Annotated in this window: 13 protein-coding genes, 1 tRNA gene and 2 pseudogenes; 15 read left to right on the top strand and 1 reads right to left on the bottom strand. The window is 39.5% G+C overall.

The genetic code is table 11. The features are described 5' to 3' along the window. The first annotated feature begins 110 nt into the window (after positions 1-110). The 12 genes from infA to QRD39_RS07375 all read left to right on the top strand — a co-directional run bounded on the left by infA (position 111) and on the right by QRD39_RS07375 (position 7,145). Positions 111-329, top strand: a complete 219-nt coding sequence (gene infA, locus QRD39_RS07320) for a translation initiation factor IF-1 (RefSeq protein WP_001040189.1) — start codon at positions 111-113, stop codon at positions 327-329. A gap of 25 nt (positions 330-354) precedes the next feature. Beyond that, positions 355-471 (top strand): 50S ribosomal protein L36, encoded by a 117-nt coding sequence (gene rpmJ, locus QRD39_RS07325; RefSeq protein WP_000868345.1) that lies wholly within the window; start codon positions 355-357, stop codon positions 469-471. Positions 472-488: 17 nt separating this feature from the next. Beyond that, positions 489-854: a 30S ribosomal protein S13 gene (rpsM, locus tag QRD39_RS07330; RefSeq protein ID WP_002887519.1), complete on the top strand. Its 366-nt coding sequence runs from the start codon at positions 489-491 to the stop codon at positions 852-854. Positions 855-880: 26 nt separating this feature from the next. Continuing rightward, complete coding sequence (gene rpsK, locus QRD39_RS07335) at positions 881-1,264, top strand: 30S ribosomal protein S11 (RefSeq protein WP_002885718.1); 384 nt, start codon at positions 881-883, stop codon at positions 1,262-1,264. A 48-nt stretch (positions 1,265-1,312) separates the two neighbouring features. Further along, a complete protein-coding gene (locus tag QRD39_RS07340) occupies positions 1,313-2,251 on the top strand; it encodes a DNA-directed RNA polymerase subunit alpha (RefSeq protein ID WP_285956108.1) in 939 nt (312 codons plus the stop codon). A 17-nt stretch (positions 2,252-2,268) separates the two neighbouring features. Further along, the gene (gene rplQ, locus QRD39_RS07345; protein WP_002885709.1) at positions 2,269-2,655 is read left to right on the top strand and encodes a 50S ribosomal protein L17; all 387 of its coding nucleotides are present in this window, start codon (positions 2,269-2,271) and stop codon (positions 2,653-2,655) included. 247 nt (positions 2,656-2,902) lie between these two features. Then, the gene (locus QRD39_RS07350) at positions 2,903-4,198 is read left to right on the top strand and encodes a glutamate-cysteine ligase family protein (RefSeq protein ID WP_285956109.1); all 1,296 of its coding nucleotides are present in this window, start codon (positions 2,903-2,905) and stop codon (positions 4,196-4,198) included. 198 nt (positions 4,199-4,396) lie between these two features. Continuing rightward, positions 4,397-4,482 (top strand) — tRNA-Leu (locus QRD39_RS07355). A gap of 145 nt (positions 4,483-4,627) precedes the next feature. Then, complete coding sequence (locus QRD39_RS07360) at positions 4,628-5,509, top strand: class II fructose-bisphosphate aldolase (RefSeq protein ID WP_126430097.1); 882 nt, start codon at positions 4,628-4,630, stop codon at positions 5,507-5,509. A 335-nt stretch (positions 5,510-5,844) separates the two neighbouring features. Further along, the gene (locus tag QRD39_RS07365; protein ID WP_002887526.1) at positions 5,845-6,201 is read left to right on the top strand and encodes a hypothetical protein; all 357 of its coding nucleotides are present in this window, start codon (positions 5,845-5,847) and stop codon (positions 6,199-6,201) included. A 32-nt stretch (positions 6,202-6,233) separates the two neighbouring features. Then, on the top strand, positions 6,234-6,572 hold the full coding sequence (locus QRD39_RS07370) for a hypothetical protein (protein WP_008536082.1): 339 nt from the start codon (positions 6,234-6,236) through the stop codon (positions 6,570-6,572). A gap of 12 nt (positions 6,573-6,584) precedes the next feature. After that, positions 6,585-7,145 (top strand): TIGR01440 family protein, encoded by a 561-nt coding sequence (locus QRD39_RS07375; RefSeq protein ID WP_002887528.1) that lies wholly within the window; start codon positions 6,585-6,587, stop codon positions 7,143-7,145. 55 nt (positions 7,146-7,200) lie between these two features. Here QRD39_RS07375 and treR read toward each other — a convergent pair whose 3' ends face one another. Beyond that, a complete protein-coding gene (gene treR, locus QRD39_RS07380) occupies positions 7,201-7,911 on the bottom strand; it encodes a trehalose operon repressor (RefSeq protein ID WP_285956110.1) in 711 nt (236 codons plus the stop codon). A gap of 131 nt (positions 7,912-8,042) precedes the next feature. Here treR and QRD39_RS07385 point away from each other — a divergent pair. The 3 genes and pseudogenes from QRD39_RS07385 to adhE all read left to right on the top strand — a co-directional run. Next, positions 8,043-8,348 (top strand): annotated as a pseudogene (locus QRD39_RS07385) (DUF3459 domain-containing protein); the annotation flags it as partial. Between the two features lie 99 nt (positions 8,349-8,447). Beyond that, entirely contained in the window at positions 8,448-10,343 is a 1,896-nt protein-coding gene (locus QRD39_RS07390) for a M13 family metallopeptidase (RefSeq protein WP_285956111.1), read from the top strand. Positions 10,344-10,459: 116 nt separating this feature from the next. Continuing rightward, positions 10,460-13,072, top strand: a pseudogene (gene adhE, locus QRD39_RS07395) (bifunctional acetaldehyde-CoA/alcohol dehydrogenase); the annotation flags it as partial. Positions 13,073-13,186 lie beyond the last annotated feature (114 nt).

A 13,186-nucleotide genomic window follows, 5' to 3' on the forward strand; every position in this document is an offset into this window, starting at 1 on the left:
ATCTTACTTGCGTATCAGACTCAAGCATGATATAATACTTTAGTCTGACTTATAATTGTTACCTCTGTGCTCAGAGGAAATCAAATCGAAATTTTAGGGGGTACTTTTGCGTGGCAAAAGAAGACGTGATTGAAATTGAAGGTAAAGTTGTAGAAACTATGCCTAATGCTATGTTTACTGTTGAATTGGAAAATGGACACCAAATTTTGGCGACAGTTTCTGGTAAAATCCGTAAAAACTACATTCGTATTTTGGTCGGTGACCGTGTGACTGTTGAAATGAGTCCTTATGATTTGACACGTGGACGCATCACATACCGCTTTAAATAATCGAAATAATTGGAGGGATTAAAACATGAAGGTAAGACCATCGGTTAAACCAATTTGCGAATACTGTAAAGTTATTCGTCGTAACGGTCGTGTTATGGTAATTTGTCCAACAAATCCAAAACACAAACAACGTCAAGGATAATATAGAAAGGAGAAATCATGGCTCGTATTGCTGGAGTTGACATTCCAAATGATAAACGTGTAGTAATTTCACTTACTTACGTATACGGTATCGGACTTACAACATCTAAGAAAATCTTGGCTGCTGCAGGTGTTTCTGAAGACATCCGCGTTAAAGATTTGACAAATGATCAAGAAGACGCCATCCGTCGTGAAGTGGATGCGATTAAAGTTGAAGGTGACCTTCGTCGTGAAGTAAACCTTAACATCAAGCGTTTGATGGAAATCGGTTCATACCGTGGTATCCGTCACCGTCGTGGACTTCCTGTCCGTGGACAAAACACTAAAAACAATGCCCGCACTCGTAAAGGTAAAGCTGTTGCGATTGCAGGTAAGAAAAAATAATTAAAATAAAATAGGAGGTAAAAACATTGGCTAAACCAACACGTAAACGTCGTGTGAAAAAGAATATCGAATCTGGTATTGCTCACATTCACGCTACTTTCAATAACACTATTGTTATGATTACAGATGTGCATGGTAACGCTGTAGCATGGTCATCAGCTGGTGCTCTTGGTTTCAAAGGTTCTCGTAAATCTACACCATTTGCTGCACAAATGGCTTCAGAAGCTGCTGCTAAATCTGCACAAGAACATGGTCTTAAAACAGTTGAAGTAACTGTTAAAGGTCCTGGTTCAGGTCGTGAGTCTGCTATCCGTGCTCTTGCTGCTGCAGGTCTTGAAGTAACAGCAATCCGTGATGTAACACCTGTACCACATAATGGTTGTCGTCCTCCAAAACGTCGTCGTGTGTAATCTTTAATAACAATAGTACACAAGGTTCGTTTCGAGGGAGTATAATAAATGATTGAGTTTGAAAAACCAATAATAACAAAAATTGATGAAAATAAAGATTACGGCAAATTTGTCATCGAACCACTAGAACGTGGTTATGGTACAACTTTGGGTAACTCTCTTCGTCGTGTACTTTTGTCATCACTTCCAGGTGCTGCCGTAACATCAATTAAGATTGATGGAGTACTCCACGAATTTGATACCGTACCAGGCGTCCGTGAAGACGTGATGCAAATCATCCTTAATATTAAAGGACTTGCTGTAAAATCTTACGTCGAAGACGAAAAGACAATTGAACTTGATGTCCAAGGTCCAGCTGAAGTTACTACTGGAGACATCTTGACTGATAGCGACATTGAAATTGTTAACCCTGATCATTATCTTTTCACTATCGCTGACGGCGCTTCTTTGAAAGCGACTATGACAGTAGCTACAAACCGTGGTTATGTTCCAGCAGATGAAAACAAGAAAGATGATGCACCAGTGGGAACATTGGCTGTAGATTCAATCTACACACCAGTGAAAAAAGTCAATTATCAAGTTGAACCTGCCCGTGTAGGTAGCAATGATGGTTTTGATAAATTGACAATCGAAATCATGACAAACGGAACAATCATCCCTGAAGATGCCCTCGGTCTCTCGGCTCGCGTTTTGATTGAACACTTGAACTTGTTTACTGACCTTACTGATGTTGCTAAAGCTACTGATGTAATGAAAGAAACTGAAAAAGTGAACGATGAAAAGGTGCTTGACCGTACCATCGAAGAACTTGATTTGTCTGTACGCTCATATAACTGTTTGAAACGTGCCGGTATTAATACCGTTCATGATTTGACAGAAAAAACTGAGCCTGAAATGATGAAAGTCCGTAACCTAGGTCGTAAATCTCTTGAAGAAGTCAAAGTTAAGTTGGCTGATCTTGGACTTGGACTCAAAAACGATAAATAATAATATAGGAGGATAACATGGCTTACCGTAAACTTGGACGCACAAGCTCACAACGTAAAGCGGTTCTTCGTGATTTGACTACAGATCTTATCATTAACGAAGCAATCGTTACAACTGAAGCACGTGCTAAAGAAATCCGTAAAACAGTTGAAAAAATGATCACTCTTGGTAAACGTGGTGATTTGCACGCACGTCGTCAAGCAGCTGCATTTGTACGTAACGAAATTGCATCTGAAAGCTATGATGAAGCAACTGATAAATATACATCAACAACTGCTCTTCAAAAACTTTTCTCAGAAATCGCACCTCGTTATGCTGAACGTAACGGTGGATACACTCGTATCCTTAAAACAGAACCACGTCGTGGCGATGCTGCCCCAATGGCAATCATCGAACTTGTTTAATTTTTATCAATTTTGTTGAGTGTTATGATGATGGAATAGCTCTGCTTTTCTTAGTCTAGCTCTGGTCTACCGCTGGGCATTCGCCTAGCGGGAACACTCATCATAAAATGGGAATAAATAAGCATGTAACGCTTGTTTACGAAAGATAATACGGTTGTTTTTCGTAAGCAGGCGTTTTTTAGTCTATAAATCGTCTGAATATTTTGATATAATGGGATAAACTTATTTTTAAAAGGGGAATATTATTTTGACAACAGCCAAGGAACTTCTTAAACAAAGGTATTATTTGCCAATCAAGGAACAACCCGGACTATTTGTAGGAATCGAGTTGGAATACCCTGTTGTTAATTTGAGCGGGAACGCTACGGATGTCTCTCTTACAAAACAACTTTTAATCTATCTTATTGATAATTTTGGTTTTAAAGCGGATAAATTTGATTCTGATAATAATCCTATTCAGCTTATTGAGCAAGCTTCTGGAGATATGATTCTTTTCGAAGTCTCATATAATACGATTGAATTTGCATTTGCTAAGGCTAGTCGGATTGCTGAGGTTGAAGAACGTCTGGATACTTACCTTAGTATGATTCAACCATACCTGCGTAATCATAACCATGAGTTGCAAGGTTGGGGTGTTAATCCTAATTGGGCTAAAAATGATAATAGTCCGGTAAAATCACCTCGTTATGAGATGCTTATGGATTTTCTTGAGCTTTCTAAAGCCAAAAATAATTCCTTCTTTCATAATTACCCGGAATATGGGTCTTTTATCTGTGGGAGTCAAGTGCAGTTGGATGTCTCCAAGATTTCCTATTTAAGAGTTCTCAACGCTTTTAATCAGATCGAGGGTCCTAAAGCGGTATTATTTGCTAATTCGGAATTTTGGGGTTCTGATTGGGATTTAGCAATTTCGAGGGATGTTTTTTGGGAGAATTCCATGCATGGTGTCTTTGAAGAGAATGCCGGGATTTTCCCAAGAGTATTCAAGAATGAAGATGATTATTTTTCTTATTTATCTGAGACAGCTATTTTTACTGCAAAACGGGCTGAGGAAACCTACTATTTTGAACCGATACGAGCTAAAGACTATTTGAATAAATCAGCTATTCAAGCCTGGTCTATTCATGGTAATGAAGTTTCGATTAAGCCGAGTGAGGACGACTTTAAAACGCATCGATCTTATCAATTTCAAGATTTAACGACTAGAGGAACTATTGAATTTCGAAGTGTTTGTACGCAACCTTTTTCAGCGACTTTCGCACCAGCAGCCTTTCATCTGGGGCTGTTAGTCAATTTAGAACGTTTAGAAAATATTTTAAAAGATTCCCCATTTTTTGAAGCTTTTGACTTTGATTATCCAAGAATTCGTCGTTTATTTTCGAAAAAGGATATTTCTGATACAGACCTTAAATTGATTTTCCCTTTAACAGAAGCGTTATTGGTTTGTGCAGAGGATGGTTTAAAATCACGTGGTTTTGGAGAAGAAATTTACTTAGCTCCTCTTAAAGAGAAGCTGAAAGCATTGAAAGTACAATTCGATTAGTTTTTGATTGAGCTTGAAGGTTTCTATAAATTTTGGAGTGAAATATTAAAAAATCGTTGAAAAAGTATTGACGATACTCGACAACAAATGGTATTATATAATAGTTGTTTCGAATGAGGCAATGGAAAGTTTAGTTAAAAACTTTTCAAAAAGTGTTGACACAATTTGTCAGACTTGATATAATAATTAATGTTGTTAGCGGAAATGGCGGAATTGGCAGACGCGCAGGACTAAGGATCCTGTGACCGCTTTAGGTCGTGAGGGTTCAAGTCCCTCTTTCCGCAGAGTAACCAGTCGGTTGACTGGTTTTTTTGTATTAAAAAATCAAAACGCTTACAAATTGTAGAAAAGCTAGTTTTTTGAATCTAATTGTGATAGAATAAACATGTAAACGGGTTCAAACCCAAAAAAATATAGGAGGCCTTTATAATGGCAATCGTTTCAGCAGAAAAATTTGTCCAAGCAGCTCGTGACAATGGTTACGCAGTCGGTGGATTTAACACAAACAACCTTGAGTGGACTCAAGCTATCTTGCGTGCAGCAGAAGCTAAACAAGCTCCAGTGCTTATCCAAACTTCAATGGGTGCTGCTAAGTACATGGGTGGTTACAAATTGTGTAAAGCTCTTATCGAAGATTTGGTAGAATCAATGGGTATCACTGTACCAGTTGCTATTCACCTTGACCACGGTCATTACAACGATGCTTTGGAATGTATTCGTGAAGGGTACACTTCAGTTATGTTCGATGGATCTCACCTTCCAGTTGAAGAAAACCTTGAAAAAGCAGCTAAAGTTGTTGAATTTGCACATGCTAACGGTGTATCAGTTGAAGCTGAAGTTGGTACAATCGGTGGTGAAGAAGATGGTATCATCGGTGACGGTGAATTGGCACCAATCGAAGATGCTAAAGCTATGGTTGCAACTGGTATCGACTTCCTTGCAGCAGGTATCGGTAACATCCACGGTCCTTACCCAGAAAACTGGAATGGTCTTCACCTTGATCACTTGCAAAAATTGACAGAAGCTGTACCTAACTTCCCAATCGTATTGCACGGTGGATCAGGTATTCCTGATGATCAAATCCAAGCAGCTATCAAACTTGGTGTTGCTAAAGTTAACGTTAACACTGAATGTCAAATCGCATTTGCTAAAGCAACACGTAAATTTGTTGCTGAATATGAAGCAAATGAAGCAGAATACGACAAGAAGAAACTCTTTGACCCACGTAAATTCTTGAAACCAGGTTTCGAAGCAATTACAGAAGCTGTTGAAGAACGTATCGACGTATTCGGTTCAGCAAACAAAGCTTAATTAGACTAAATAAGCTTGAAAATAAAGGGTTTGTCCAACATGGACAAGCCTTTTTCTTATGTTTTGCCACAGATTTGCCACACTTATTGTGTAAGAGTATCAAGGATAGGTATAATTTGATCCTTTGTTTTTTTAGTGATATGCAAATAAATTTCTGTTACTCGACTACCTCTAGAATGTCCAGCACGATTCTTCCCGGATCTTGTTTTTTTGTACGGGAGCAAATAGTTGGCTACTGCGAATCGATCTGTGATTGAGAGCAAACAAATTTTTAAGAGCGGATATGGCTTTGGTTGATAGATTCTATTTCCTAACTTTTTAAGATATGCTATAATATGAATATGTTTGATAATTATATTGTACCTGTATTTTTTGGTGGTGGAGCTCTTGCTCTACTTGGTTTATTGTTATTTGGTTGGGCCTTGCCTTCATTTTTGAAGGGGAAGTGGTCTTATTTGATTTCCTTGTTAGGTTTAGGCTTGGTTGCTTTTGCTTACTTTGATGGGGCTATTGTTGTCACTTATAAAGTATGGCTCGGTTTACTAGGCGTTATCATGATTGGTTGGGGCCTTCCTTTCAACAATCGCAAGGGACGTCGTGCTATGACCATTTTTTGGAGTATCATGGCAATCGTTGTGGGAATTGCTGCTATTGCGTTCACAATTGCTTATGGTGTTATTAACCGCCACTAACATGAATCTTTAAAACATGCTATAATAATGGCATGTTTTATTTTATGACCCTATCATTTATTATTATGCCTGCCTTGGGTTGTTTCTTAATTGGTCTGGCTTTTGCTAAATCAGATCGTTGGGACTATTCTTGGATTTTATCCTTAATAGGTTTGGTGGCCTTTATTTCATCTTTTTGGCATATGGCGCGTGTAGACCTATGGTTTATGCTTAGCTATAGTTTTGGTCCTTTTTTGACGGGATTTGGTTTTTCTTGGGACTTAAGTAGGAAACGTCGGATGCAGTTGCTACTGTTAGGGGCATTTTTCCTTATCTTTTTTGTGATTCTATATTATCTTATTGTGCGAATCCTAAATACGGCCGTTGTTTAAAGGAGGCTTGTGATGTTGTTAGATTTAGAAGAGAAGACACGGGTATTAGTGGAAGATATTGTTGAACGATCTGCAATTAAGCGGGGAGCTATCTTTGTTTTGGGTTTATCGTCCAGTGAGGTTGCTGGTGGAACTATCGGCAAAGCCTCTAGCCGTGAAATTGGTCAACGAATTGTGAAGACTATTCTTGAGGTTTTGGAACCGAAAGGGATTTACTTGGCTGTGCAAGGTTGTGAACATTTGAATCGTGCTTTGGTCGTTGAGCGTGAGCTTGCTTTGGCTAAAGATTTGGAAATTGTCAATGTGCTTCCAACTTTGCATGCCGGTGGAAGTGGTCAGTTGGCTGCTTTTGATTACATGAAGGATCCTGTTGAGGTGGAAGAGATAGTGGCTCAGGCTGGTATTGATATTGGGGATACCTCTATTGGTATGCATGTGAAGAGGGTTCAAGTTCCTCTTCGCCCCATTACTTCAGAACTGGGTGGAGCTCATGTGACTGCCTTAGCGAGTCGTCCTAAGTTGATTGGTGGTGCTCGTGCTGAGTATTTATCAGATCCTATTCGTAAAAACTAAAAAGTATCGGATGCTTATGTGTCCGATACTTTTTATGTTGGTTGGTTCTTTATCTTCAGTGATGACGCTTGGCATAATCGACAAATTTGAACTTTTCAAGTTTGTGTCGGCTTTCAGTGAACTGAAACTGATTTCCATTATCCAGATAAACTTTTGAGCGTATGCAGACGACGTGATGATCTTTGCCGATATCGATGAGGATTTTGTCTTGCTCGGTAATGTTATCAATGGTGATTTCTTTAAAGGCATGAGAAATGCTAAGGTGGAGCTGATTCTCAAGATAATCATAGATGGAGTTCTCAGCGATGCTGCGGTTGAGTTGAGGCATAAGTCTCGCATCTAGGTAATCAATATCAACGACAGAGGCACAACCATCAACTACTCTTTGACGAATAAGACGCCAAACCTGTTGGCTTTTTGAAAATCCAGTTTTTTCTGAGAGATTGGTGTCAACGATGATTTTATCTAGAGAGATAACGTTGGTTTGTGATTTAATGCCTTGTTGTTCTATGAGCTCTTGGTAACTGGTTAAGTAAGATACAGGGAAGTTCACTTGTTCTTGACTAATAACTTGAGAGCCTGATCCATGAATCTTTTTAACCAGACCCTCTTCAACGAGTAAAGCCAATGCCTTTCGTATGGTGTCTCGACTAACTTGGAAAGTTTCTACTAATTCTTGCTCGGTGGGTAGAAAGTCTCCAACTTGATATTCTTTGCTATGAATAGCTTTTTCTAAATCTTTATAAATAACCTGGTATTTTTTCATAGCTCTCCTTATTTGTTGGCAAAAAAGCATACAACTATTGTTTTTTTCAAAAAATATGGGTAAAAAACCCGGAACACTTGCAGACAAATTTGCAATCGTTTACAATTAGTTTATCAAGTCAATCAGATATTGTCAAAAAAGAAAAGGAGATTCAAAACGGACCAATCTTTAATTTCTATAAAGAATTGATTCGCTTGCGTAAAGAAATGTCTATCATTTCAGAAGGAAGCTATCAGCCAGCATTTGAAGATAGCAAGCAGGTCTACGCCTTTGAACGCCACTTAGACGGTCAAAAACTCTTGGTACTCAATCATTTCTATGGAAGTGAAGCTGAAGTGGCGACTCCAGCAGAATATCAGTCAGGGCGCGTGCTCTTGTCAAACTATGACGATGCAGAGCTTGCTGAAAAGGTAGTTCTTAAACCATATCAAACCTAGGCAATCCTAGTTAAATAAGCCAAACTTTCCTCAGTAAATGCTTTTGCTGGGGAATTTTGTTATAATGAAAGCACTTTTAATGTTGATGGAGGAAGTGTAATGACACGCTTACAAGATGATTTTTACCATGCGATTAATGGTGAGTGGGAAAAGACAGCAGTGATTCCCGATGATAAGCCTCGTACAGGTGGTTTTTCAGATTTAGCAGATGAAATAGAAAACCTCATGCTTGAAACAACGGATCAGTGGTTGGTGGGAGAGAATGTTCCTGACAATGCTGTTCTACAAAACTTTATAAAGTTTCACCGTATGGCTGCGGACTTTGATAAACGTGAGGCAGTTGGTATCGAGCCTGTTAAACCTTTGATTGAAGAATACAAGAAGCTTTCCTCATTCTCAGAATTTGCTTCGAAAATTGCTGACTATGAGATGTCTGGAAAGCCCAATGCGTTCCCGTTTGGTGTGTCTCCCGATTTTATGAATGCCCAATTAAATGTTCTTTGGGCTGAAGCACCACGTATTATTTTACCTGATACAACCTATTACACTGAGGATAATGAAAAGGGCAAGGAGCTTTTGGGAATCTGGCGTGAGACTCAAGAAGAACTCCTAGAGAAATATGGCTTTACAGTTGAAGAAATCAAAGATACCTTGGACAAGGTTATCGCTCTTGATGCTAAGTTAGCCAAGTATGTCCTTTCGAGTGAAGAATCTTCTGAGTATGTAGAACTCTACCACCCATATGATTGGGAAGACTTTACCAAGCTAGCACCGGAACTCCCACTTGATAACATCTTCACAGAAATCTTGGGTCAAGTTCCTGATAAAGTTATCGTTCCTGAAGAACGCTTCTGGACAGAATTTGCAGAGGAATATTACTCAGAAGCAAATTGGGAGTTGCTTAAGGCGGACTTACTTATCGATGCTGCTACATCTTGGAATGCCTATTTGACAGACGAGCTTCGTATCTTGGCTGGAAAATATGGTCGTGCGCTTTCAGGAACACCACAAGCCATGGAAAAGAAAAAAGCAGCCTACTATTTGGCACAAGGCCCTTACAATCAGGCTTTAGGACTTTGGTATGCTGGTGAAAAATTCTCTCCAGAAGCTAAGGCAGACGTTGAAGCCAAAGTGGCAACTATGATTGATGTTTATAAATCACGCCTTCAAACTGCGGATTGGTTGGCACCAGAAACACGTGAAAAGGCTATTACGAAACTTAATGTTATTACGCCTCACATTGGTTATCCAGAAAAACTACCTGAGACATATGATAAGAAGATTATTGATGAGAACTTGTCACTTGTTGAGAATGCACAGAAGTTAGTCGAAATTTCAGTTGCACATAGTTGGAGCAAGTGGAATAAACCTGTTGATTACAGTGAGTGGCATATGCCTGCCCACATGGTTAATGCTTACTATGACCCACAGCAGAACCAAATTGTTTTCCCAGCAGCTATCCTTCAAGCACCTTTCTATGACCTTCACCAATCGTCATCAGCCAACTACGGTGGTATTGGTGCTGTCATTGCTCATGAGATTTCCCATGCCTTTGATACAAACGGTGCTTCCTTTGATGAGAATGGTAGTCTTAAGAATTGGTGGACTGAAGAAGACTATGCAGCCTTTAAGGAACGTACTGACAAGATTGTGGATCAGTTTGAGGGCTTGGATTCTTATGGTGCCAAGGTCAACGGCAAACTGACTGTTTCTGAGAATGTGGCTGACCTCGGTGGTGTAGCCTGTGCCTTAGAAGCAGCTAAACGAGATAAGGATTTTTCAGTTCATGAATTCTTTGTTAACTTTGCGACGATTTGGCGTATGAAGGCGCGTGAAGAATACATGCAAATGTTAGCTAGCGTGGATGTCCACGCTCCTGCTAAATGGCGTACCAATGTTATCGTGAGCAACTTCGACGAATTTCACAAGGAATTTGACGTCAAAGAGGGCGACGGCATGTGGCGTGCCCCAGAAGAACGTGTGATTATTTGGTAAAAAGTGATGAAATCTGTCCAAAAATGGACGGATTTCTTTATTTTTATCAATGTAAGGGTTTACATAATGTGTAGAAAACGCTATAATAGACTTGTGTTAAAGCTTGTGAAGTTTTTAACAAGTATTCAAAGGAGTTTCATATGACTAAACAAACTAAAGATGTTCAAACAGTAATTGATGAATTAGCAACAAAGGGGGTTGAAGCCCTCGATGCTATGGCTAACTTTACGCAGGAGCAAGTGGACCATATCGTTCACCATGCTGCGATTGCTGCCCTAGATAAACACATGTACTTGGCAAAATTGGCTGTTGATGAAACAGGACGTGGTATCTATGAAGATAAAGCCATCAAGAACATGTATGCTTCTGAATACATTTGGAATAGTATTAAATATGATAAAACTGTAGGCGTTATTGCTGAAGATAAAGAACAAGGTTTGGTTTCTATCGCTGAGCCTGTTGGGGTTATCTGTGGGGTTACACCAACAACTAACCCAACTTCAACAACGATTTTCAAAGCCTTGATTGCATTGAAAACACGTAATTCTATCGTCTTTGCCTTCCACCCTTCAGCTCAAAAATCATCTGCAGAAGCTGCTCGTATCGTTCGTGATGCAGCGATTGAAGCAGGTGCACCTAAGAACTGTATCCAGTGGATTGAAGAGCCATCTATTGAAGCAACTGGTCTTTTGATGAACCATCCAAAGATTGCTACCGTTCTTGCGACTGGTGGACCTGGTATGGTTAAGGCTGCGTATTCAACTGGTAAACCTGCCCTTGGTGTAGGTGCTGGTAACGTTCCTGCCTACATTGCAGCTGATGCTAAAATTAAACGTGCTGTTAATGATATCATTGTTTCAAAAACGTTTGATAATGGTATGATTTGTGCCTCTGAACAAGGAGCAATCGTTGATGCTGCTGTTTATGATGAAGTTAAGGCTGAATTTGAAGCCCATCAATGTGTGATTATCTCTAAAAAAGCTGATATTGCTAAATTGGAAAAAGCCGTTCTTAACGAAGCACGTACAGCTGTAAACGGAGCGATTGTTGGTCACTCAGCTGTTGAAATTGCAGAAAAAGCTGGTATCAAAGTTCCTGCAGGTACAAAAATGCTTTTGGCAGAAATTCCAGATGCAACTATGGAACACCCACTTGCCTTGGAAAAATTGTCTCCAGTACTCGCTCTTATCAAATCTGATGGTGTTGAAGATGGATTTGCCAAAGCAGAAGGGATGCTTAACTTAGGTGGTCTCGGACATACAGCTGTTATCCATACTGAAAATGAAGACCTTCAACTCCAATTTGGTATTCGCATGAAAGCCTGCCGTGTATTGGTAAACAGCCCATCATCTGAAGGTGGTATCGGTAATATCTACAACAATATGATTCCATCATTGACTCTTGGATGTGGTTCACACGGTCACAACTCAATTTCTCATAATGTTAGCTCATTTGACCTTCTTAATATTAAAACACTGTCAAAGCGCCGCAATAACATGCAGTGGTTTCGTGTCCCACCAAAAATTTTCTTTGAAAAAGACTCAATAACTTATTTGCGTCACATCAAGGCTGAACGTGTTATGTTAGTCTGCGACCCAGGTATGGTTCAGTTTGGTTATGCAAATTTGGTTAAACGACAATTGGAACTTAACCACAATGACCCATTGATTGAAGTCTTCTCAGATGTTGAACCAAACCCATCTACAAATACAGTTTATAAAGGTTTGGAACGCTTTGTAGACTTCCAACCAGACGTTATCATTGCCCTTGGTGGTGGTTCTGCAATGGATGCCGCTAAGGCAATGTGGATGTTCTTCGAACACCCAGATGTAAGCTTCTTTGGAGCTAAGCAAAAATTCTTGGATATCCGTAAACGTACCTACAAGATTCCTTATGCAGAAAAAACAACATTTATCTGTATTCCAACTACTTCAGGAACAGGTTCAGAAGTAACATCATTTGCAGTTATCACTGACAGTGAAACACATATCAAGTATCCATTGGCTGACTATGCTTTGACTCCAGACATTGCCATTGTTGACCCAGCCTTGGTTATGAGTGTGCCTGCTAGCGTTACTGCTGATACAGGTATGGACGTTTTGACTCACGCTATTGAATCTTATGTGTCAGTAATGGCAAGTGATTATACACGTGGATTGTCTCTTCAAGCTATCAAACTCGTCTTTGAAAATCTAGAACATTCTTATCGTTTTGCTGATGAAGAATCACGTGAAAAGATGCATAATGCATCAACCATTGCAGGTATGGCTTTTGCAAATGCCTTCCTTGGTATTAGTCACTCATTAGCGCATAAGGTTGGTCCAATGTACAATATTCCACACGGACGTACTAATGCTATCCTCTTGCCACACGTTATCCGCTACAATGGACGTGATCCTCAAAAACATGCGATGTTCCCTAAATATGATTACTTCCGTGCAGACAAGGATTACGCAGATATTGCTCGTTATATGGGATGGGGAACTGACAAGCAATCAGATGCTGAGTTGGTTGAAGTATTGGCTAAAAAAGTCTATGAATTAGGACTTGCTGTTGGAATTGACATGAACTGGAAAGGACAAGGCGTCACTAAGAAACTTCTTCAGGACACTGCTTATACTTTGGCTGAACATGCTTATGAAGACCAATGTACAACAGCTAATCCAAAAGAACCACTTATTTCAGAATTGAAAGAAATTATCGAAACTGCTTTTGATTATAAAGGGTAGACGATGAACTAAAGTAGCAGTAGCTCTATAAGGGCTACTTTTTCTACCATTTGTCAAGTATAATACGGTTTCTGACTCAACATTATTTCTGATAGAGTATAAAAGGAATTTATG

This window comes from Streptococcus raffinosi, from assembly GCF_030284685.1.
Taxonomy (GTDB): domain Bacteria; phylum Bacillota; class Bacilli; order Lactobacillales; family Streptococcaceae; genus Streptococcus; species Streptococcus raffinosi.

What these genes read in the sequence shown, in the direction of transcription:
- treR (WP_285956110.1), bottom strand. Translation starts at nt 7,911, where the DNA reads ATGAAAAAATACCAGGTTATTTATAAAGATTTAGAAAAAGCTATTCAT.
- QRD39_RS07375 (WP_002887528.1), top strand. Translation starts at nt 6,585, where the DNA reads ATGTTGTTAGATTTAGAAGAGAAGACACGGGTATTAGTGGAAGATATT.
- QRD39_RS07360 (WP_126430097.1), top strand. Translation starts at nt 4,628, where the DNA reads ATGGCAATCGTTTCAGCAGAAAAATTTGTCCAAGCAGCTCGTGACAAT.
- rplQ (WP_002885709.1), top strand. Translation starts at nt 2,269, where the DNA reads ATGGCTTACCGTAAACTTGGACGCACAAGCTCACAACGTAAAGCGGTT.
- rpmJ (WP_000868345.1), top strand. Translation starts at nt 355, where the DNA reads ATGAAGGTAAGACCATCGGTTAAACCAATTTGCGAATACTGTAAAGTT.
- QRD39_RS07340 (WP_285956108.1), top strand. Translation starts at nt 1,313, where the DNA reads ATGATTGAGTTTGAAAAACCAATAATAACAAAAATTGATGAAAATAAA.
- QRD39_RS07365 (WP_002887526.1), top strand. Translation starts at nt 5,845, where the DNA reads ATGAATATGTTTGATAATTATATTGTACCTGTATTTTTTGGTGGTGGA.
- QRD39_RS07390 (WP_285956111.1), top strand. Translation starts at nt 8,448, where the DNA reads ATGACACGCTTACAAGATGATTTTTACCATGCGATTAATGGTGAGTGG.
- QRD39_RS07370 (WP_008536082.1), top strand. Translation starts at nt 6,234, where the DNA reads ATGTTTTATTTTATGACCCTATCATTTATTATTATGCCTGCCTTGGGT.
- rpsM (WP_002887519.1), top strand. Translation starts at nt 489, where the DNA reads ATGGCTCGTATTGCTGGAGTTGACATTCCAAATGATAAACGTGTAGTA.